Genomic DNA, 21,918 nt, shown 5'->3' on the forward strand with positions numbered 1-21,918 from the left:
GGCATTGTGTACAAGGAATCTTCCTTCGGACAGACACGCTTCATGATTCACCATGTGAACAACACGGGCAAAAGCGTAAAAATGTATGTTGTAGCGACAAACAACAACGCATACACGGCGTCCATTGACCAGCAAAACATGGGCTTTGCAGGACCGTCTCCTTTTGCAACGGTAGCTGGAAAGTTGTCGATTGACCGTTGGTTCCAATCCATGCAGAATGGTACCGGACAAAAGAAAGTGTACATCCAGCCAGGAGAAAGCAAGCTGATTCTCAATGATCTGAGCGTTCTTCCGATGAAACAGGGACAAGTCATTTCCTTGTATTCGGATGTATTCAGTGACTATGAACTGGATTACAACATTATCATGATCGAAGAAAACAAGGACCCGATGGAAGTATTGTCGAGCCTGCCAGTTCTGGATCGTGATGGGGTTCACAACCGTGGTACCTATCCAAATGCAACACGGATCATTACGTACGATCAAGAAGTAGGGTCCAAGCCTGCACGTCTTCCACTTGGAGACAATGCAAGTGATCCAAACCTTGTGGGAACGGACCCTATGGCTTACACGGAAGCTTCCAACGCAGGTAACTTCGGTGTATTGTACAAAATTACATTGAATAATGTTGCTCCGCGCACGTTGATTTCATTCAACCCTCGTGGAGGCAGATACTCAGGTGTGGCACTCGTGAACGGACAGGTCGTTCAGATTTCCACAGGTAAATCTGTAACTGCACCTAATGAGCAAAGCGTAATGTATCGCACAGGTTCGTACGGCGAGAGTGTAACTATTCTCTTCTCGGCGGCACCAGGAAGTAACTTGCCTGTTAACCTGCTGTTCACGCCGCTTCCGGCTGAAAAGTAATATCATGAACATGCACGGACGGTTTGGAGTGAAAGCTTATATCATATATACCCGTTCACCCCAAAAGTCGCCCGAACGATTGATCATCTGAACCGTCAGGAAGGGACTCCATCAAAATGTAATGTCATTAGCTCAAGCTAGACTAATGGCAATGCATGTGTATGGAGTCCTTTTTATGTGATGTTGAAATGACCTAACCCGGTGTCTTCGTTGACTCTAATCGTAATTTGATGCATTATTAGAGGTATACAAGAAAGCGAAAGTTTTCGCTTTTGCCGAATAAACTGTCGCTTTATGAATGATGCAAAATGCTCGTATGACAGGAGGTGCTTAAGATCATGCTGTCGACAGAACAGATTATTTCGACCATGTCCTCACAGGGGCTTCGCATTACCGATCAGCGGAAAACACTGGCCCGGTTATTTGCCGAGTCTCCCGGGTATCTTACACCCAAGGACGTCTATGAATATATGGGTAAGACTTATAGCGGACTGAGTTTTGACACAGTATATCGTAATTTGCGGGTGATGCAGGAACTGGGTGTACTGGAACAGGTCATCTTCGAAGATGGCGTTAAATTCAAAGCACACTGTAGTGAAGATCATCATCACCATCATATGATCTGTCTGAAGTGTCAGAAGACATATCCAATTATTTTTTGCCCGATGCAGCTTGCGGATGCGCCTGAGCAATTTCAGGTTGTGGACCACAAGTTTGAGGTATTTGGATATTGCAAGGACTGTGCTGAGCATGCTCCGGCCAAAGCGGCATCGGGACATCAACACGCTCATGGGAAGCACTGACCATGAAGTTATCGCGCAGAATTGCACAGGCACCCATTCGGGTGTACCGCAACTATATCTCTCCATTAACACCGCCAACATGTCGGTTCTATCCGAGCTGTTCGGCTTACGCTATGGAGGCGATTGAAGTGCACGGTGCGCTCAAAGGCTCGTTGTTAACAGCGAAACGTATTGCCAAATGTCACCCGTTTCATCCAGGTGGAGTGGATCTGGTGCCACCAAAGGCGGAGAAATCCATGATGGTATCGGAGTAACGAGGTAGCTGGATGCAATCAGTTGGCATGGAGGCAGGCCGGGATTGAACTTGAGGATGCTGTCCACTTGACAAAGGGGTCCGCATTTCAGTATATTTTTCCTATATGATTTTCCAGTGAAGGGATAAGTACAGACACACCCCCAGTGCAGAGAGCCGGATGAGCTGAGAACCGGTCTGGGAGGAGGATGGAATATGGTCCCGGAGGAACCTCTTTCGAGCGTGCAGACAGTGATTTCAGAGCTGCTGTCGTAAGGCTGAGGCGTGATCCAGCGTTAATGGGCGGTCGAAGGACCGACAGAGCCTGTGTTTTGCGAAAAACATGGGGAATTTGGGTGGTAACACGTGAGAGCAACTCTCGTCCCATAGGGGCGGGAGTTTTTTGTGTTCTTTTTTAGTTGTTTTGGACGAAGGGATCACATGAAGCAGGAACATTTGAAGGAGGAGAAGTCATTCATGGCTGACCAAAAAACATTTTATCTGACAACCCCGATTTATTATCCGAGTGACAAATTGCATATTGGGCATGCGTATACAACTGTGGCGGGAGATGCGATGGTTCGTTACAAGCGTCTACGCGGTTACGATGCTCATTATCTGACAGGAACCGATGAACATGGCCAGAAGATTGAGCGCAAGGCACAAGAGAAAGGACAGACACCGCAAGCTTTTATCGACGATATCGTTGTGGGGATCAAGGAACTGTGGAACAAGTTGGACATTTCCAATGACGACTTTATCCGTACAACCGAAGAGCGTCACAAAACCATTGTTCAGGATATCTTTGACCGTTTGCTGAAACAGGGAGATATCTACAAAGGTGAGTACGAAGGATGGTACAGCATTCCGGATGAGACGTATTACACGGAGACTCAACTGGTGGATGTAGAGAAGAATGAGAAGGGTGAGATTATCTCGGCCAAGAGCCCTGATAGCGGACACCCGGTTGAATTGGTCAAAGAAGAATCCTACTTCTTCCGTATGAGCAAATATGCAGATCGTTTGTTGAAATATTATGAAGAGAACCCAGGCTTTATTCAGCCGGAATCCCGTAAGAACGAGATGATCAACAACTTCATCAAGCCAGGCCTTGAAGATTTGGCCGTATCGCGGACTACATTTGAATGGGGCGTCAAAGTTAAAGGCGATCCAAAACACGTCGTTTACGTGTGGATTGATGCGTTGTCCAACTATATTACAGCTCTGGGCTACGGTTCATCCGATGCATCACTGTATAACAAGTTCTGGCCTGCGGATGTACATCTGGTAGGGAAAGAAATTGTTCGTTTCCATACGATCTACTGGCCAATTATGTTGATGGCATTGGATCTGCCTTTACCGAAGAAAGTCTTTGCACATGGCTGGTTGTTGATGAAAGATGGCAAGATGTCCAAGTCAAAAGGCAATGTCGTTGATCCAGTGACTCTGATTGATCGTTACGGTCTCGATGCACTGCGTTATTACCTGCTGCGTGAAGTACCGTTTGGTTCCGATGGTACATTTACACCGGAGAGCTTCGTAGAGCGTGTTAACTCCGACCTCGCGAACGATCTGGGTAACCTGTTGAATCGTACAGTTGCCATGGTGGACAAATATTTTGAAGGCAAAGCCCCGGCGTTTGCTTCGAATGTAACGGAATTTGATGCTTCGCTGGAAGAAGCAGGCCATGCTACAGTGGAAAAAGTGGAACAGGCCATGGAAAACCTGCAGTTTTCCGTAGCACTGACAGCGATCAGCCAGTTTGTCAGCCGCACCAACAAATATATTGATGAGACGCAGCCATGGGCGCTGGCTCGTGATGAAGCAAAACGCGATGAATTGGCATCCGTTATGGCTCACCTGATCGAAAGCTTGCGAATTGCTTCGATTCTGTTGCAACCGTTCCTGACACGTGCTCCTCATAAAATCTGGGCACAGCTCGGTATTCAGGAAGGTGAACTTACGGCTTGGGATACAGCCAAGCAATGGGGTCTGGTTCCAACTGGAAACGCATTGCAAAAAGGTGATCCAATCTTCCCGCGTTTGGATTCCGAACAGGAGATTGCTTATATCTCCGAAGCGATGACTGGTGGCCAAAAAGCAGCAGAGCCTGAAGCAAGTCAAGCAGATGCTGGAGCTTCAGCAGCTGTTGAACCGGTAACTGCACCTGAAGGTACGGAAGAGATCGGGATTGACGATTTTGCTAAAGTTGAACTGCGTGTGGCGCAAGTCATTGCCTGCGAACCGGTTAAAAAAGCGGATAAGTTGCTGAAATTGCAGCTCGATCTCGGTTATGAGCAGCGTCAGGTCGTATCTGGGATTGCGAAGTTCTATTCACCAGAAGAGATGGTTGGACGCAAAGTTATCTGTGTGACGAACCTCAAACCAGTGAAACTTCGTGGTGAACTGTCTCAGGGCATGATCCTTGCAGCATCCCATGGCGACCAACTAACACTGGCTACAGTACCGGACAATATGCCTAATGGCGCACAAGTGAAATAAGAATTGAGTTATGAAATTGATTCAAATTCTGTCATAAAAATGACACAAGGTGGCCCGATGTAATTCGGGCCCCTTTTTTTGTTGATATAAATCGCATCTTAAGGGAAGAGAACAAGCATATACTGTTATGAACTCTGTACTTCAGGAAAGAATGAATAGGACGAGATAGCTTGACAACTGGGTTCAGGTTACCTATAATTCTTTCAGTAATGTTTACGATTAAGAGATGCGGAGTGAATCATAATGACATTTTATAAAGTGCAACATCAAGTTCAGGATAACCGGGCTGGGAAGACGGGCAAAAGAGGGAACATGAAGTTACTGTGGACGGGTTTGCTTATTCTCACTTTGCTGGTATTGTCAGCGTGTGGGCAGGAAAGTTCCAATAGTGCGAAGATTGTGGAAGGCAAGGTAAACGTTGTGACGACATTTTATCCTGTATATGCTTTTACGACTGCAATCGGTGGTGAGGATGCCAATGTCATTAACCTGCTGCCAACGGGAGTAGAGCCGCATGACTGGACTCCGAAGAGTCAGGATATTGTTAATACGTCCAAGGCACAGCTGTTTTTCTATAATGGAGCTGGACTGGAAGGATGGGTGCCAAATTTCCTGAAGTCGCTGAATAGTGATACTCAGGTGAAGTCTGTTGCCGTCAGCGAAGGGGTTAAGCTGTTAACCGCTGAGGGTGATGATGGGCACGGTCACGGCGAAGAGCACGAAGACGAGCATGCAGATGAACATACAGATGAGGCTACCAGTGAAGATGTCGCTGATCATCATATTGATCCACATACGTGGGTTAGTCCGAAATCAGCCATGATCATGGCTGAAAACATCAAAAATAGCCTGATCGAGGCTGATCCTGATCACAAAGCAGGTTACGAACAGCGTTATGAAGCGCTTCGTTCGAAGCTTGAGACGCTGGATCAGCGTTTTACAGATGAATTGGCTACCGTACCGAACAACGAAATTGTTGTCTCGCACCAAGCGTTTGGCTACCTTGCACGTGATTATGGATTAACCCAGCATGCCATTATGGGACTTTCCCCGGATGCTGAACCGACAGGACAGGATATTGTGAAGCTTGCGAAACTGGTTAAAGATGAAGGCATTAAGTATATTTTCTTCGAAGAGCTGGTATCTGACAAATTGGCGAAAACACTGGCAAGTGAAGCAGGAGTGGAGACCATGGTTCTTAATCCGGTTGAGGGATTGACCAAGGAGCAGGCAACAAACGGGGATGATTATTTCACCCTCATGGAGAAAAATTTGCAAAATCTGCTGATCGCATTAAAATAAGATAGAATGAAGAATTCAGATCGAAGAGTCTTTACCGTTAACGGTGAAGGCTCTTAGGACGCTATGGGATTCTTATATATAATGAAGGGCGGCTTTGCCATGCAGCAAATCATGCCACTATGTCATGATCCAATTATAGAGATCGAGAAACTATCATTTTCCTACGGGGACCAGCGAGTGATTGAGAATCTCGATTTTATGGCCCAGGAGCGGGACTTTGTCGGGATTATCGGTTCCAATGGGGCGGGTAAAACGACATTGCTGCGCATGCTGGTAGGACTTCTTCCTCCTGCGCAGGGAGATATCAAACTATTCGGAGAGTCGATCCGCAGGTTCAAGGACTGGGACCGAATCGGGTATGTGCCGCAAAAGAATGCATTTAACCCGTTGTTCCCTGCGACCGTTCGTGAAGTGGTCATGTCAGGCTTGTATAATAACAAAAACATGTTCCGTCGTATGTCTCGCAAATGTCAGCAACAGTGCACGGATGCGATGCAGGTCATGCGGATCGAGGATCTGGCGAACAAACGAATTGGTCAATTATCCGGCGGGCAGCAGCAGCGTGTATTTTTGGCACGAGCACTTATCAATCACCCGGATCTGTTGATTCTGGATGAACCTACCGTAGGTATTGATGCTGAATCACAGGCCAGTTTCTTTGAACTGATTACCCATATGCATGAACATCACCGTATGACTTTTCTGATGGTGTCTCATGATATGGATCGAATGGAGAGTTATCTGGGTTCTGAAGCTGCGGTAACGAATGGCAAAATTAATTTCCATGTCCGTCATTCGCATGAGGTACAGGATTGTGCTGAGACCAATCTGCAACATACCACTGCACAGGTACGCTAGCCGTATTTATGGCCCATTAGATTAGAGTAAGGCCGAAGGAGTCGTGTTTGTTTTGGAAATATTAATGAGTGATTTTTTTCAGCGTGCCCTGGCGGGTGGGTTGTTAATTGGCATTACCGCTCCGTTAATCGGACTGTTCCTGGTCTTACGGCGGTTATCCATGATTGGAGACACCTTGTCTCATGTGACCATTGCCGGTGTTGCACTTGGATTCCTGATTGAAGTGTATCCCATTGCAGTGGGCTTGATATTTGCCGTGCTTGCTTCATTTGCGATAGAGAAATTGCGCAAAGCGTACAAGAGTTACGCCGAATTATCGATTGCCATTATCATGTCCGGTGGCGTGGCTCTTGCTTCCTTGTTCTTCACGCTGGGCAAAGGATATAATGCAGATGTCATGAGTTATTTGTTCGGCAGTATATATACGTTAGACGCTACGGATCTGAAGCTTGTCGGTGTGGTTACGCTGATCGTGGTGATTGTAGTGGCATTGTTACATAAGGAATTTTTCCTGCTTAGCTTTGAGGAAGATGCGGCAGCGGTTACAGGGTTGCCTGTGAGAATTCTGAACATGTTGATCACTGTGATGACAGCACTTGTCATAAGCACGGCGATCAAGATTGTCGGTGCGCTTCTGGTGTCAGCGCTATTGACCATTCCGGTAGCAGTCAGCCTGTTGATGGCCCGAAGTTTTAAATCCGCTATTATTTTGTCCGTGGTGATTGGCGAAATTGCCGTAGTCATTGGACTGGTTGTAGCAGGTATCTGGAACCTCGCACCTGGAGCAACGATTGTATTACTGCTGATCATGATGCTGATTCTGACGATGATTGGAAAAAAAGGGTTCCGAGCCTGACGATTGAACGAGCAAGCACGTGAGCCCGGGGAAGGGAGACATCCGCTTCATGCCTGATGTTAATGTATGGATGGCTTTTGTAGCAGGTTTGGTCTCATTTATATCACCATGTTGTCTTCCGCTGTATCCATCATACCTCTCCTACATTACAGGTATGACGGTGCAACAATTGAAGGATGACCGCAATCAGCGCGAAGTCCGCTTTAAGACCATGACGCATACGCTGGCGTTTATTTTAGGCTTCTCGGCTGTATTTTATTCGCTTGGCCTTGGTGCTGGACTATTTGGCCAATTTTTCAATGATAACCGAGAACTGATTCGGCAATTGTCTGCGATTCTGATTATGCTTATGGGGTTATTTTTGCTTGGGGTGTTCAAGCCGCAGTTTCTGATGAAGGAACGCAAGCTGGATATGAAATGGAAGCCTGCAGGATATCTGGGCTCTTTTATATTTGGGATTGGTTTCTCAGCAGGATGGTCGCCTTGTATTGGTCCCATTCTAACAGCGATCATTGCGATGGCTGCGAGTGAGCCCACAACCTGGCTGGCGCTGATTACAGGTTATACGGCAGGGTTTGCCATACCGTTCTTCATTTTGGCGTTTTTCATTGGTTCGACACGCTGGATCTTACGGTATTCCAATGTCATGATGAAAGTCGGCGGAGCATTAATGTTGTTCCTTGGGGTATTGCTTTTTACAGATCAGATGACGAAGATTACCATCTGGTTGCAGCAGATTACACCAGACTGGATGATTATTTAAACGGATGAACTGAATTTAAGTATTATTATGTATGGCATAGCAGGCTACATGTTACCAGAGACACTCTGGGTCATGTAACCTGCTTTTTAATCGTTTGTTAGAAATGCATATACCAGCATATCATTATAAGCAGTCCTGTTTTTCGTTTAGGTGAAGTAATCAATATTGGCTAGTGGAAAATGTTCAAAGATCCGTTCCGTAATGAATTCGCGCAGCGCATCTTGCTGGTCATCCTTATACACATACTTATACTGGCCCCAGCGGCCCCATTTCATCTTGCGTTTCTCGATATCCATCTCCAGCTTGGTTTTGGGATATCGCTTTTCAATGGTCGCTTTGGCCGTTTTGGTAAAACGGTGCTGGATCATCTCAAAGGTAAGATCCTTGGTTGCTTCCTCTGGAAGTGTATCTGCCAGTTTCTGCAACAGCTCCGAGTATCCTTCTTCCCAGCCTTCATACCACATAATCGGAGCGATAATGAATCCCAGGGGATAACCAGCGTGTGCAATTTTGCCAGCAGCTTCAATGCGTTCCTCAAATCTGGAGGTAGCCGGTTCAAAGTTTTTGATGACATAATCCGAATTGACACTAAACCGGATACGGGTGTGGCCGTTATGTTTAAGATTCAGCAACGGATCAACGTGATGATATTTGGTTACAAATCGCAAGCGCCCGTATTCTTCATCCGCCATAAAGCGGATCAGGTCACTTAGGTTCTCCGTGATATGCTCGAGTCCTACGGGATCAGACGTACAGGCGGCTTCAAATCGTGTGATTTCAGGCGCGCGTTCTTCGATGTATCCTTTTGCAGCCTGAATGATCTCCTCGGTATTAACATAGACACGGACATAAGGTTTCGCACCAAGTGTAGTTTGAAGATAACAATAATGGCAGTGCCCCATACAGCCTGTAGAAATGGGAATGGCATATTCCGCTGAAGGTTTCGACTGGTCGAACTTAAGTGTTTTGCGTACACCAACGACCAGAGTACGCTTTGCCATCCGATATTTTTCTTGTTCGGTTTCACCCGGCAAGTTTGTGATACGGTTATGGGATGTGGTCATTTGATAAGGGATGTTTTTGGATGTGACCCATTCCATAATCCGTTTGCCTTTATCATATTCCAACGCACCGGGTTCAAAATACACCAAATCGGGAATAAAGGGTTTAGTGCCTTTTGCTTTACGAACTGGCGGTGAGGCTACACTTGTACTCACGAAATCACTCCTTTCGATGCGGAACTTTGTTTAGTTTGCCTCGTATGGGGAGAAGTCACGCCTGCCAATTACTTGTGTAACAGCGCGCTCTGAACTGTGCAGGACTTGCCAATGCGTATTGATAACATGTATCATTATAAGATAGGGACCAGGCACGAATAGGGGCCGGTCAGAGAGAAAAGAGGGAAGCAGATGCCAACGCCCAGTATGGAAGATTATTTGGAGCGTATATACAAATTAATTGATGAAAAGGGCTATGCTCGTGTGTCTGATATAGCTGAAGGACTGGAAGTACATCCTTCATCGGTGACGAAGATGATCCAAAAGCTGGACAAAGACGAGTATCTGATCTATGAAAAGTACCGCGGACTGGTGCTTACACCAAAAGGCAAAAAGATGGGCAAACGTTTGATGGAGCGCCATCATCTGCTTGAACAATTTTTGACAACGATTGGTGTTCAGGAACAAAATATCTACAATGATGTTGAAGGCATTGAACATCATCTGAGCTGGGACTCCATTACATGCATCGAGTCCTTGGTTGAATACTTCCGTCAGGATGAGAGCCGGTTGCGTGACCTCAAAAATCTTCAGGACGTCATGAGTAATACGGAGTCTTAAGTTTCAGCAGTGGAATACACATGGTGATATACAATGAATCGTATCCTGTGATCAAAGGATGCTTCTTGCCGTTTTAATGGCAGGAAGCATTTTTTTGTTTGTATTCACACCATAATTTGGTGATTTTCGCAACTAAACGAACAGTAGGAGCGTCTATTAAACTAGTAGAATTTACCGCAAATTTATAATGATTTTGGAGGACTGCACTAATGAACGTTCGTAAAGGATTGATGCTGCTGCTCATTTTTGTACTTGGATTACAGACAGCAGGCATGACAGCACAAGCAGCCGGGCAGAAGGAAATCGCTATTTTTCTAGACGGCAACCGTTTGGAATCGGATGTATCACCCTACATCTTGCCCAAAGTAAATGTAACGATGGTACCTCTGCGTGTTATTAGCGAAGGACTGGGTGCGTCTGTTTTATGGTCTCAAGCTACTCGTACCGTGACCATTCAGAAATCCGATTCGGTCATCTCTATGACAAGCGGGCGCCAGCAGGCGACCGTGGATAACGCTGTAGTTGGTCTGGATGCATCGGTCGAATTGAAACAAGGTCGGGTCATGGTACCCATTCGATTTGTCAGTGAGAACCTTGGCATTCGAGTGAACTGGAATCAGTCAGCCCAGACTATTGATCTGTACACAGGAGACGAATCAGTCCCAACTCCTGAACCAACCCCGGCAACCCCAGCGGAGCCTGGAGGCACGGGCACTGTACCAGCTTCTGAAGAGATGCGGGGAGCCTGGATTTCCACAGTGAATGGAGACTGGCCTACATCCGGTGCCAAGGGAAATGTAGAGAAGCAAAAACAGGAGTATACAAAACAGCTAGATACTTTGCAAGGTATGGGCATTAATGCCGTATTTGTCCAAGTGAGAGCCAATGGGGATGCCATCTATCCTTCAGGTCTGGTACCTTGGAACAGCGTATTAACAGGAACACAAGGTAAAGATCCAGGTTATGATCCCCTCGCGTTTATGGTCGAGGAAGCACACAAACGAGGTCTTGAGTTCCACGCCTGGTTTAATCCGTTTAGAGCAACGAACTCAGCGAGTACATCGAACTTGGCTGCAAATCACATCTCGAAGCTTCATCCCGACTGGATTGTGAATGCATCCGGCAAATTGTACATTAACCCGGGCATCCCGGAAGCCAGACAGCATATTATCGATACGATCATGGAAGTGGTCAATCAGTATGATATTGATGGCGTACATCTGGATGATTATTTCTATCCGTCCAATGTGACTTTTAATGATGATGCAGCCTTCAAAACTTACAACACATTGAATACCAAAGACCGTGCTGAATGGCGTCGGGACAATATCAATCAGTTTGTTAAGCAGCTCGGGCAGAGCATTCACAGCGTGAAAGCTAACGTTGAATATGGAATTAGTCCATTTGGTGTATGGCGTAACAAATCTGTTGATCTGACAGGTTCTGATACCAAAGCAGGAGTAACCGCGTATGACAGCATGAATGCAGATGTGCGGACATGGATTAACCAAGAGTGGATCGACTATGTCGCTCCGCAGGTGTATTGGAGTATGACATTGAGCGTAGCCCGATACGACAAAGTCGTGGACTGGTGGGCGAATGAAGTGGCTAACACAAATGTAAAATTGTATATCGGTCACTCTCCTTATAAGTTAGGTACGCCGGAAATTGGCTGGCAGACTTCACAGGAGATCATCGATCAGCTGAACTACAACAAGAAGTATGGTTCGGTCAAAGGGGATATATTCTTTAGTTCACAATACCTGACGAAGAATCCTCTTGGCTTGATTGCCAAATTAAAAGCCTACTATGGTCTATAAAACATTTTAACAATACAGTGATAAGACAAACCCTTGTTCTCATAGAGTGGCAGTAGAAATGTGGCTGCCTGGAGAACGGGGGTTTTGTTGTGTTAATTAACGCGGTGTTTGAAGGTGGAGGCGTGAAGGGAATCTCACTTGCGGGAGCTGTGCAGGGTGCTCAAGACTGCGGCATTCAGTTTAATCGAGTGGCAGGCACATCATCCGGTTCCATTGTAGCTGCTCTGCTAGCGGCCGGTTACAGGGCCGAGGAGATGAAAGTCATTATTGAGAATACCCCCTTTGTTTCATTGCTGCGTCGTTCCCCCATATTTAATACCCGATGGATTGGACCCGCGGCAAGGCTGTTCTTGAAGAAAGGACTATATTCGGGAGAAGCGCTGGAATCATGGATTCGCAAGATGCTGGAGCAGAAAGGGATTCGCACATTTGCTGACTTGCCGCAAGGCAAGTTGCTTATTACGGCGTCCGATATATCCAATGGGACCATTCTGGTGCTGCCAGACGATATTCGGCGGTTCGGCATTGATCCTGCCAAGCTGGATGTTGCAAAAGCGGTACGTATGAGTTGCAGTATTCCATATTTTTTCGATCCGGTAGTCATACGCAAATCACCAGTATTCTCCAAAGGACTTCCTTTTCAAGATCAGTTCGTGTATGTCGTGGATGGTGGATTGCTTAGCAATTTTCCGTTGTGGCTCTTCGATGGTGATCGTTCGGAACGAAGAGGAGACGTTATTCCGGTTGTCGGATTCAAAATGGTGGGGAAGACGGAAGTGGAACCTGCCCGGATTAAAGGACCGCTAAGCATGCTTCAGGCCCTTGTGGAGACGATGCTCACAGCACATGATGAACGCTATATCGAACAGATTAACCGGTTTCGTACAGTGAAGATACCAACGCTTGGGATTAAACCAACGCAATTTCATTTATCGTTACAGGACAGCACAGCCTTATATCGATCAGGTGCAACCGCAGGGAACGAATTTTTCAACGGATGGAATATGAAAATGTATGATGAACAGCTGGACAAACAACGAAAAGAATTGCGCAAGAAACAAGCAGAAGCTCCACCTCTGATTCCTGTATAAACGTAAAAAAAGCAATTCTCCACAAGTTGGGAGAACTGCTTTTTTGTATGTTCAGTAGCTTTTAGTGAAATTTCGGAATATCTTCATCGCTTTTCCCTTTTTGTCCTTGAATCACTTGGAAAGGATAATCCTTACGTTTCTTTGAAGAGCCGCTGCTCTTTCTGGCACTGGACTGTGCATTAACTTTCGCCATGGTTCGTGCCGATGGTTTAATCTTCGGTGATTTGGTTTTGCTTGCCCAGCGACGAGGCGGATATTTGTACAGCAGGAATACGGCTCCGAACACGACCAGAGGAATAATGATCCTGGATGGACTAGCGTTCCCCAGCCAAGTCAAGACTCCAACAGCAGCTAGTGCGATGAACGTCCAAAATAAGATTGCCTGCTTGTTCATATCATTCACCCTTTCACAGGATCGAGTGTTGCAACAGGTACTTCTGAGGTAGCAGAGACATTGGCAAGCTTGGCATCCAACTCACGCATACGGTTAAACGAAGCAATAGATACTTCTACCTGTTCGTTGGTCGGTTCTTTTGTTGTCAGCAATTGCAGCCACAATCCCGGGTATCCGAGATAACGCAGTACAGGGATATCACGTACCGAATTCGTGAGCTTTAACAGTTCAAAAGAAATGCCTAGCACAACTGGCAATAACAATAGACGCTGACCCATCCGTTCCCAGAGGTTATCGTACGTGAAAAGGGAGTATAGAAACACTCCAATGATGACAGTCAACATAATGAAACTGCTTCCGCAGCGGTAGTGCAGTCGGCTGTACTTTTGCACGTTCTCCGGTGTCAGTTCTTCACCAGCTTCATGTGCGCTGATTACTTTGTGTTCCGCTCCATGATACTGGAAGAGACGTTTAATCATCGGCGTCTGTGAGATTAACCACAGATAGGCGAGTAACAGGATCAGCTTAATGCCGCCTTCCAGTAAATTATGCAAAAACTGATTGTCGAATGCATTTTTGAATAGAAAATTCTCGATAACAACAGGAAGCAATGTGAGCACAACTTTACCAAAAAGGAATGAAAGAATGGCTACGGCGGTCACACCAATAATCATGCTAAGGCTCCAGCCCGAACCTTCTTTCTCTTTTTGCTTGGCTTTCTCTTCCGGTTCCAGTTCATCATCAGCATAAGCGTCAGCAGAATAATTAAGATGTCTGCTACCTTTAACACTTGAATCTATAATGCTGACAATTCCGCGTAATAAAGGAATCCGCCGCAATTTCGTGACCCAGGACTTGTCTTGCTTGGGAACTTCCAGATACGTAATTTCGCCGTCTTTTCTACGAACAGCTGTAACGTTGACATGTTTCCCACCGAACATTACGCCTTCAATGACAGCTTGCCCCCCATAGCTGACAGGCTTGGATTGTTGAGGCAAATTATTCACCTTCCTATTCTGTTCTAGGCCTTCGCGATCAAAGGCAGTTTTATAACCCTATTGTATCGAATTTTAAGCGCAATTTCTAGTTTGTGAGTCAATCCTTGAAGGATGTTGTTAAGATTGTCCTGTTTTGAACATACTACCTCGTAGAATCAGGCAGAAAATTCGAGGCATAGTACGGGATTATCAACTGAATGAAGGAGAATATCGATGACAGAGCGTACGCATGAAGATACATTGCGAGATGAAGGCCAACGTCCGAAAGAACGGCAGCAAAAAGACAGAGGCAGGCGCCCTACCCAGAGGCAAGGTCAAGCTCACTACTACACGAAGCCATTTTCCTTTGCGTTAGAGCTTGGCTTCTTTGCCGGTTTTATCTGGGGCGGGCTGCATTGGCTATTCTATCTGCTGCATTTTACGATTGTACCTGTCGGATTTCTGGCCGAGCCTTTTTTCAAACATGAATATATATATACCGCAGCTGGACATTTGACAGGCTGGTTGTTTTTTATCGTTTTTTCCATCTTGGCTTCCTTGCTCTACACGTTCACGATTAGAAAATTAAAAGGACCGGTACCCGGCATGGTGTATGGAATTGTCTGGTGGCTGATTCTCTTTATACTGGTAGGACCGAAACTCGGGATGATGAAGCCTTTGAACGGTTTAACGTGGGATTCGATCATCACGGAACTCTGTTTCTTTTTGCTATGGGGGCTGTTCATTGGTTACACGGTGGCCATGGAGTACACGGATGAACGCAAACGCGAGCCGGAGCAAGCGGGGGCATAGCGCAAAAAAGCTTCTCAATCCGGCAATGGCTGTGTTAAAATAGCAGATGGTTATTTGCAGAGAGGGTGGAGCAGCGATGAAACGAATTATTGTGATCAATGGTCCGAACCTGAACATGCTTGGTGTACGTGAACCGGGCATCTATGGAACGCTTAGTCTGAAGGATATTGAGGACAAAATTCGCAGACAGGCTGATGAAATTGGCGTCTCCATCGCTTTTTATCAATCGAACCATGAAGGGGACATCATTGACCGCATTCATGCAGCGATGGGTGAGGCAGACGGAATAATATTGAATGCCGGAGCATTTACCCATTATAGCTATGCTATACGTGATGCAATCAATGCTGTAAAAGTCCCTACGGTGGAAGTACATCTATCCAACATTCATGCACGCGAAGCGTTCAGACATCATTCAGTGATTGCAGCGGAAACAATCGGGCAGATTGCCGGATTTGGCGAAGTAAGCTATGAACTGGGATTGCTGGCTCTTGTGCGTCATCTGGACAAACAAACCTGAGCCGGGAACCCGGGAATGTGAGAGAAAGAAGGGTTACCGATGGAAAACAAACGAGTAAATAAGTTGCGTGAAGCCATGCGTGAGCATGAACTCACTGCAATGCTGATTACAAACCCGATTAACCGTCGTTATATGACGGGCTTTACAGGCTCGGCGGGATATGTGCTGATTACGGAACAGGATGCCTATTTGCTGACTGATTTCCGATATATGTCACAAGCGCCTCAGCAAGCCAAAGGATTTACTGTTGTCGAGCACGGAGCCAAGCCGATGGATACGGTGCGCGAACTACTGACATCCGCGAATATTAAAGCAGTTGGCTTCGAGCAGGATAGTGTTACATTTGGCACGCACTCCGCTTATGCTGAAGCACTGCAGTCTATTGAACTGAAAGCTGTATCCGGGATCGTGGAACAACTTCGTATATTCAAGGATGAAGACGAGATCGCGGTCATGCAGAGAGCAGCAGATCTGGCGGATGCCACGTTCAGCCACGTTTTGCAGTTTGCAAAACCAGGTATGACGGAGCGTGAAGTGGATCTGGAGATGGAGTTTTTCATGCGCAAACATGGAGCAACGTCCTCTTCGTTTGACACCATTGTAGCATCGGGTGAACGTTCTGCTATGCCTCACGGTGTAGCAAGCAGCAAGGTCATCGGACAGAATGAGTTAATTACATTTGACTTTGGTGCACTTTTGGACGGATACTGTTCAGATCTGACACGTACCATTGCAACAGGTACACCTGTACCTGAACTGCGCAAAATTTATGACATTGTACTGGAAGCTCAGTTACATACGCTGGAGAACCTGAAACCGGGCATGACCGGACGGGAAGCAGATGCATTGGCTCGTGATATCATTGCAGGTCACGGATATGGAGATCAATTCGGACACAGCACAGGCCACGGTCTGGGGATGGAAGTTCACGAAGCTCCTCGCTTGTCCAAGCTTAGCGACGATGTATTGAAACCGGGTATGGTTGTTACCGTTGAACCGGGTATATATATTGACGGGCTTGGCGGCGTGCGTATCGAGGATGACGTAGTGATTACCGAGACGGGTATTCATATTCTCACGAAGTCGGACAAGAAGTTCACCGTAATCGGCTAAATTACAGCCACAGGGATATAAGACGATTTTTAATGTGTTATTTAAATTGAAAATAAGAAATTTCACCATAACGGAGAATGCAGAACCAATCTGAAGAAGCGAAGCGTTCGCCTTTATCACCGGATTTTCCCATGGATAATGGGATCAAAAAAATCTGGGGATAACAGCGGTCGGAGGATGGTACTGCAATCGAAGTGAACGAGGTGGCCTTTCTTGGGCTCATTTTACATATAACTTTAACCCATCGTTTTATATCACCTACTTTTTAACCATATCAGGAGGGATTTTTTGTGATTTCAGTAAACGATTTTAAAACAGGCTTGACCGTGCAAGTAGATAACGATATCTATACCGTGCTTGATTTCCAACACGTTAAACCAGGTAAAGGCGCTGCCTTCGTACGTTCCAAATTGAAAAACCTGCGTAACGGAAACACCGTTGAAAAAACATTCCGTGCAGGCGAAACTATTGGTCGTGCCATCATCGAAAATCGTGGCGTATCCTACCTGTATGCAAGCGGTACAGAGCACACGTTCATGGATAACGAAACATATGATCAGTTCACATTGACTAGTGATCAACTGGAATGGGAATTGAACTTCCTGAAAGAAAACATGGTCGTTAAGATTGTTAGCTACCAAGGTGAAATCCTCGGAATTGACTTGCCAACAAGCGTTGAGTTGAAAGTCATCGAGACTGAGCCAAGTGTTAAAGGTAACACTGCACAAGGTGCTACCAAAAATGCAAAAGTGGAAACAGGTCTGAACGTACAGGTTCCTTTGTTCATTAACGAAGGTGACGTTCTCCTGATTGACACACGTGAAGGTAAATACTCTTCCCGTGCGTAACTTTCACAAGCTGTAAGCTAAAAAAGGTTATTAACAACCCTTTGCCATTCCTTTGGCAGAGGGTTTTTTCGAAAAAAGATTAGCCTATCAGGCGCTTTCGTAATATACTGGGTTAAAGTCATTTCTCGTAGAGAATAATGACGATGGACATTAATTATGCATACTGCACAAGGTAGGGAGTGGATTTGCGTTGTCATTGTACGTCATGAAATTTGGGGGCAGCTCGGTCGGAGATACAGAACGCATGAAGCGTGTAGCCGGACGTGTTGTAGAAAAAGCTGATGAAGGACATCGGTGTGTAGTCGTGGTTTCGGCCATGGGGGATACAACAGATGATTTGATTGATCAGGCAAAACAACTGAATAGTGATCTGCCTGCTCGTGAGATGGATATGCTCTTAACGACAGGAGAACAGATTTCGATCTCTTTGTTATCGATGGCTATTCAAGCGCTTGGACGTAAAGCAGTATCGTTTACGGGCTGGCAAGCGGGATTCCGCACAGAGCCGGTTCACGGAAAAGCGCGTATTCATGATATTCAACCTGCCCGTGTGAATGCAGCACTTGCCGAGGGCAATATTGTTATTGTTGCAGGCTTCCAGGGCATGACGGAAGACGGCGAGATCACAACGCTGGGTCGTGGTGGTTCGGATACGACAGCTGTAGCGCTGGCAGCAGCAATTAAGGCTGATGCGTGTGAGATCTATACGGATGTAGACGGAATCTATTCTACGGACCCGCGGATCGTTAAGGTTGCGCGCAAGCTGAAGGAAATATCCTATGACGAAATGCTGGAACTTGCTAATTTGGGAGCAGCGGTGCTGCATCCGCGTGCAGTAGAGTACGCGAAGCATTCCGGTGTACCTTTAATTGTAAGATCCAGCTTTAACCATAATGAAGGAACGGTTGTGAAGGAGGAAGCAGCAATGGAACAAGGCGTAGTGGTTAGTGGTATTGCCTATGACAAAAATGTGGCTCGCATCAGTATTCTGGGTGTGCCGGATGTACCAGGAGTTCTGGCTGAAGTATTTGGTGCGCTTGCATCCAATCAGCTGGATGTGGACATTATCGTTCAGAGCGGTGTGATGGATGGCAAAGCGGACTTCTCTTTCTCTGTGGCGCTGTCTGATCGTGAGAACGCATTACGTGTCATTGAAGGCCTTCACAGCCGTTTGCCTTACCGTGAAGTCACATCAGAGGAGAACCTCGTTAAAATCTCCATTGTTGGCGCAGGCATGGTCAGTCACCCAGGTGTAGCTGCGAAGATGTTCAAAGTTATTTCCGCTGAAGGCGTAAGTATCAAGATGGTGAGCACTTCCGAGATCAAAGTATCTTGTGTTATTGACGGAGATAAGCTGCATGACGTCATTAAGGCATTGCACACAGCATATGATCTCGACACTGCCGAGCAAGCCGTTATCGGTGGACCTCAAGATCGCAGATAAGTATTTTCTGTGTATGTAAATTAGCAAAGGTGTACTGTTGCCAACGGGCAGCAGTACACCTTTTTTGTTGTTCTCATAGCAATTCTCACATCAACTTGAACATCTTTCCGCCGCGTGTGCCTCTATATGGTTGCATGAGGTTCCCCTCCCCCATCTCGGGAACACAATCCAGCAAGTTTAATTGAGAACAATATGAAATGTCATGAACCCTGCCTAACTTTTCAAGCCTACGCCCGCTAACAGATCCCTGCACCAGCTCCGGGATGCTCTCCTGACATTGGGATACCGCCTGATGAAGTACTATGCCGAGATCGTTTAGTTGGATGGGAGAACAGGATTGACGGTGCAGTTCGTCGATGATACATCCAGCACACAAGGCGTCCTCCAGTGCAAACTCATCCTGATTCCCCGCACATAACAGCAATACATCTCGTTGAAGTTGGCAGAGAACTGCTGCGACAGCACTGACATTGAGAAATGATCCAGCTAGTACATGTTTCGCCCTGGAAGCTTTAATCAAGGCTCGGGTTCCATCGGTTGTGGTCAGTATGATCGTTTTATTAGCAATGTCCTTAGTCATATATTCATAGGGGGAATTACCCACCTCGAATCCGGTGATTTTTTTGTCAAAACGCTCCCCGCCTCGTATGCAATCTTTCACTTCCATTTGTTTGGCTTGTGGAACGGTCTCTACGGCAATCACAGCCGAAGCGTCATACGCCAGAGCCGTAACAATTGTACTGGTCGTACACAATACATCAATGACAACTGCACTTCGCCCTGCAATATCAATAGTACGTACTTCATTCACATTGCCAACGACATCAACTCGCACTCCCCACAACTCCTTTCTTTATCTGGGGATCGGTAGTTCTGTTTTGAACCGAAATGGAACTTACCTATCTGCAATTACTATATGCATGCACATCTAGACGGGTGCCTAGAACAGAAGGTGCATCTATGGTTTCAACTCTCAACCGTATTCTGAAGAATTGATAGATTTCAGCGTCATAAATTAAATGTACAGGCATAAACTTGAGATATGAACAAGCGCCAGAAGTGTGAACCAAATGATCTCAAGGTTGGAGGAGCCTACTCATGAAGGTGAACTGGAGGGAACTTTTTCCGGAACCGATACGAACCATTCTTGGAAGAATGCCACCCGCTCTATTGGAACAAGTGGAGGAAGTACGTATTCGTGAAGGCAGACCCCTGGAGATTAATGCAGGCAACACATACCACTTCCTGACACCTCAAGGTTGTCCGACCGGGAATCCTGAAGAAGCGTATGTTCCTCAGAAAGAAGTGACGCACAGGTTGCTGGACCTGATCAGTAACCATTCACTTTATACATTGGAAGAGGAACTGCGTAAAGGGTTCATCACCATACCTGGGGGACATCGAATCGGGCTTGCTGGACGAACGGTACTAAGCGGTGGGCGTGTCGAATACCTGCGTGACATCAATGGGTTTAACGTTCGCGTAGCCCGTGAGGTACATGGAGTGGCTGATCGTATCCTTCCTTATCTTCTCGATATGAAGAGCGGACAGGTCCTGCACACGTTGATCTTATCACCACCACAACAAGGGAAAACGACGTTACTGCGCGATCTGGCGAGACAAATTAGCAGTGGTACAAAGCTTACAGGGGGAACTGAACTGGTTCAGGGAATACGTCCGCGTCTGAAAGTGGGCATTGTGGATGAAAGGTCCGAAATCGCTGGTAGCTACAAAGGAGTACCTGGATTCGACGTAGGTCCCCGAACAGATGTGATGGACGGTTGTCCGAAGGCTGAGGGTATGATGATGATGCTTCGCTCCATGTCGCCCGATGTCCTGATTGTGGACGAGATCGGTCGTCCGGAGGATGCCGAGGCGGTGATGGAAGCCCTGCATGCAGGAGTCTCAGTGATTGCGACTGCGCATGGCCGTGACCTATCGGAGCTGTCGGCCAGACCGGCGCCCTCAGAACCTTAATAACGGAGCAGATGTTTCAACGTTATGTCCAGCTGCAGCGGACGAGCCGGGGCATGACCTTTCGGCTGGCTGATGGCAAAATGCGTGGGTTGCAGCAGACCGGGGCAGGAGGTGAAGCCTTTGGTTAACATGTTTGGTGCGGTAATTATTCTGTTAGCCAGCACCCTCGCCGGATTTTACAAGGCCAGACAGTATGCATTAAGACCGAGACAGTTGCGAGAACTCATTGCAGCCCTCCAGCGACTAATGACGGAGATTAACTATGGGCTCACTCCACTTCCCGATGCCATGGGCAAGATGGGAGCACAGACCAAAGAACCTGTAAAGACGCTGTTTCTTCATGCAGCTACACAGATGGAACCTCCTCATGGACTCACTGCCCGGGAAAGTCTGCAGTCAGGCGTGGATTTGGCGTGGGGAAGATCGGCCATGAAGGCTGACGAGAAGGAAGTGATGCTGCAATTAAGCTTCAGCCTTGGCACAAGTGACCGTCAGGATCAGACCAAACATATATCGTTAGCCATTCAACAACTAATGCATGAGGAATCCCGCGCCCAGGCCGATCAAATGAAATATGAACGAATGAGCCGAAGCCTCGGGATGCTTGTCGGAGCGTTAATCGTCATTCTGATCTTCTGAAATAGCCGGGATAGTGAGGTGCCAAGGTCATGAATCTAGAAGTGAACGCAATCTTTCAAATTGCGGGTATCGGGATCATCATCGCCATGATTCACACGGTACTGAAACAAATGGGAAAGGAAGATATGGCTCACTGGGTGACCGTAATCGGATTTGTCGTTGTATTGTTCATGGTGGTCCGTATGCTGGACAGCCTGCTACAAGAGATCAAATCGATATTTCTTTTTCAATGAAAAACGGTCATGAAGCCGGATGGTGGTG

The 21,918-nt window shown here is 46.6% G+C and carries 21 protein-coding genes and 2 pseudogenes; 19 read left to right on the plus strand and 4 right to left on the minus strand.

Annotated elements, in window-relative coordinates:
* From QF041_RS00005 to QF041_RS00040, 8 genes and pseudogenes are all read left to right on the plus strand, one after another.
* Positions 1 to 867: pseudogene (locus QF041_RS00005) on the plus strand (copper amine oxidase N-terminal domain-containing protein); the annotation flags it as partial.
* A gap of 338 nt (positions 868 to 1,205) precedes the next feature.
* Entirely contained in the window at positions 1,206 to 1,670 is a 465-nt protein-coding gene (locus tag QF041_RS00010; RefSeq protein ID WP_074095707.1) for a Fur family transcriptional regulator, read from the plus strand.
* Positions 1,671 to 1,672: 2 nt separating this feature from the next.
* Positions 1,673 to 1,924 (plus strand): membrane protein insertion efficiency factor YidD, encoded by a 252-nt coding sequence (yidD, locus tag QF041_RS00015; protein ID WP_017687565.1) that lies wholly within the window; start codon positions 1,673 to 1,675, stop codon positions 1,922 to 1,924.
* A 419-nt stretch (positions 1,925 to 2,343) separates the two neighbouring features.
* Positions 2,344 to 4,404, plus strand: coding sequence for a methionine--tRNA ligase (gene metG / locus QF041_RS00020; protein ID WP_307410457.1), 2,061 nt, complete (start codon positions 2,344 to 2,346; stop codon positions 4,402 to 4,404).
* Positions 4,405 to 4,647: 243 nt separating this feature from the next.
* Positions 4,648 to 5,706 carry a metal ABC transporter solute-binding protein, Zn/Mn family gene (locus tag QF041_RS00025; protein WP_373461239.1) on the plus strand — a complete coding sequence of 353 codons (1,059 nt, stop codon included), beginning with the start codon at positions 4,648 to 4,650 and terminating at the stop codon, positions 5,704 to 5,706.
* A gap of 99 nt (positions 5,707 to 5,805) precedes the next feature.
* On the plus strand, positions 5,806 to 6,564 hold the full coding sequence (locus QF041_RS00030; RefSeq protein ID WP_100527644.1) for a metal ABC transporter ATP-binding protein: 759 nt from the start codon (positions 5,806 to 5,808) through the stop codon (positions 6,562 to 6,564).
* A 52-nt stretch (positions 6,565 to 6,616) separates the two neighbouring features.
* Positions 6,617 to 7,420, plus strand: a complete 804-nt coding sequence (locus QF041_RS00035) for a metal ABC transporter permease (RefSeq protein WP_105409230.1) — start codon at positions 6,617 to 6,619, stop codon at positions 7,418 to 7,420.
* A 49-nt stretch (positions 7,421 to 7,469) separates the two neighbouring features.
* The gene (locus QF041_RS00040; RefSeq protein WP_036614418.1) at positions 7,470 to 8,183 is read left to right on the plus strand and encodes a cytochrome c biogenesis CcdA family protein; all 714 of its coding nucleotides are present in this window, start codon (positions 7,470 to 7,472) and stop codon (positions 8,181 to 8,183) included.
* A gap of 146 nt (positions 8,184 to 8,329) precedes the next feature.
* Here the strand turns inward: QF041_RS00040 and splB are convergent, their stop codons facing one another.
* Positions 8,330 to 9,400, minus strand: coding sequence for a spore photoproduct lyase (splB, locus tag QF041_RS00045; RefSeq protein ID WP_307410465.1), 1,071 nt, complete (start codon positions 9,398 to 9,400; stop codon positions 8,330 to 8,332).
* Between the two features lie 192 nt (positions 9,401 to 9,592).
* Here splB and mntR point away from each other — a divergent pair, with 192 nt between their 5' ends.
* The 3 genes from mntR (at position 9,593) to QF041_RS00060 (ending at position 12,932) form a co-directional block, all read left to right on the plus strand.
* Positions 9,593 to 10,021 (plus strand): transcriptional regulator MntR, encoded by a 429-nt coding sequence (mntR, locus tag QF041_RS00050; protein ID WP_036614415.1) that lies wholly within the window; start codon positions 9,593 to 9,595, stop codon positions 10,019 to 10,021.
* A gap of 209 nt (positions 10,022 to 10,230) precedes the next feature.
* Positions 10,231 to 11,841, plus strand: a complete 1,611-nt coding sequence (locus QF041_RS00055) for a family 10 glycosylhydrolase (RefSeq protein ID WP_307410469.1) — start codon at positions 10,231 to 10,233, stop codon at positions 11,839 to 11,841.
* Between the two features lie 89 nt (positions 11,842 to 11,930).
* Positions 11,931 to 12,932: a patatin-like phospholipase family protein gene (locus QF041_RS00060; protein ID WP_307410472.1), complete on the plus strand. Its 1,002-nt coding sequence runs from the start codon at positions 11,931 to 11,933 to the stop codon at positions 12,930 to 12,932.
* A 61-nt stretch (positions 12,933 to 12,993) separates the two neighbouring features.
* Here the strand turns inward: QF041_RS00060 and QF041_RS00065 are convergent, their stop codons facing one another.
* A complete protein-coding gene (locus tag QF041_RS00065) occupies positions 12,994 to 13,326 on the minus strand; it encodes a hypothetical protein (RefSeq protein ID WP_036614407.1) in 333 nt (110 codons plus the stop codon).
* A 5-nt stretch (positions 13,327 to 13,331) separates the two neighbouring features.
* The gene (locus QF041_RS00070) at positions 13,332 to 14,324 is read right to left on the minus strand and encodes a DUF1385 domain-containing protein (RefSeq protein WP_062835280.1); all 993 of its coding nucleotides are present in this window, start codon (positions 14,322 to 14,324) and stop codon (positions 13,332 to 13,334) included.
* Between the two features lie 213 nt (positions 14,325 to 14,537).
* Here QF041_RS00070 and QF041_RS00075 point away from each other — a divergent pair, with 213 nt between their 5' ends.
* The 5 genes from QF041_RS00075 to QF041_RS00095 all read left to right on the plus strand — a co-directional run bounded on the left by QF041_RS00075 (position 14,538) and on the right by QF041_RS00095 (position 19,041).
* Positions 14,538 to 15,116 carry a YqhR family membrane protein gene (locus tag QF041_RS00075; RefSeq protein WP_307410475.1) on the plus strand — a complete coding sequence of 193 codons (579 nt, stop codon included), beginning with the start codon at positions 14,538 to 14,540 and terminating at the stop codon, positions 15,114 to 15,116.
* 76 nt (positions 15,117 to 15,192) lie between these two features.
* Complete coding sequence (gene aroQ, locus QF041_RS00080; RefSeq protein WP_036614400.1) at positions 15,193 to 15,636, plus strand: type II 3-dehydroquinate dehydratase; 444 nt, start codon at positions 15,193 to 15,195, stop codon at positions 15,634 to 15,636.
* Between the two features lie 39 nt (positions 15,637 to 15,675).
* Positions 15,676 to 16,749 (plus strand): M24 family metallopeptidase, encoded by a 1,074-nt coding sequence (locus QF041_RS00085; protein ID WP_307410478.1) that lies wholly within the window; start codon positions 15,676 to 15,678, stop codon positions 16,747 to 16,749.
* Positions 16,750 to 17,039: 290 nt separating this feature from the next.
* Entirely contained in the window at positions 17,040 to 17,597 is a 558-nt protein-coding gene (gene efp, locus QF041_RS00090; RefSeq protein WP_017687580.1) for an elongation factor P, read from the plus strand.
* A gap of 190 nt (positions 17,598 to 17,787) precedes the next feature.
* A complete protein-coding gene (locus QF041_RS00095) occupies positions 17,788 to 19,041 on the plus strand; it encodes an aspartate kinase (RefSeq protein ID WP_237174542.1) in 1,254 nt (417 codons plus the stop codon).
* Positions 19,042 to 19,126: 85 nt separating this feature from the next.
* On the opposite strand, the gene QF041_RS00100 is transcribed toward QF041_RS00095, so the two are convergent.
* Entirely contained in the window at positions 19,127 to 19,876 is a 750-nt protein-coding gene (locus QF041_RS00100; RefSeq protein WP_307410483.1) for a 2-phosphosulfolactate phosphatase, read from the minus strand.
* Positions 19,877 to 20,139: 263 nt separating this feature from the next.
* On the opposite strand from QF041_RS00100, the pseudogene spoIIIAA reads away from it, so the two are divergent.
* From spoIIIAA to spoIIIAC, 3 genes and pseudogenes are all read left to right on the plus strand, one after another.
* Positions 20,140 to 21,146 (plus strand): annotated as a pseudogene (gene spoIIIAA / locus QF041_RS00105) (stage III sporulation protein AA).
* Positions 21,139 to 21,657: a stage III sporulation protein SpoIIIAB gene (spoIIIAB, locus tag QF041_RS00110; RefSeq protein ID WP_036614389.1), complete on the plus strand. Its 519-nt coding sequence runs from the start codon at positions 21,139 to 21,141 to the stop codon at positions 21,655 to 21,657. The pseudogene spoIIIAA and the gene spoIIIAB overlap by 8 nt, the downstream one beginning before the upstream one ends.
* A 29-nt stretch (positions 21,658 to 21,686) precedes the next feature.
* Positions 21,687 to 21,890, plus strand: a complete 204-nt coding sequence (gene spoIIIAC, locus QF041_RS00115) for a stage III sporulation protein AC (RefSeq protein ID WP_017687585.1) — start codon at positions 21,687 to 21,689, stop codon at positions 21,888 to 21,890.
* The last annotated feature ends 28 nt before the right edge of the window (positions 21,891 to 21,918 follow it).

The sequence above is a fragment of the Paenibacillus sp. W2I17 genome, from assembly GCF_030815985.1.
Lineage (GTDB): Bacteria > Bacillota > Bacilli > Paenibacillales > Paenibacillaceae > Paenibacillus.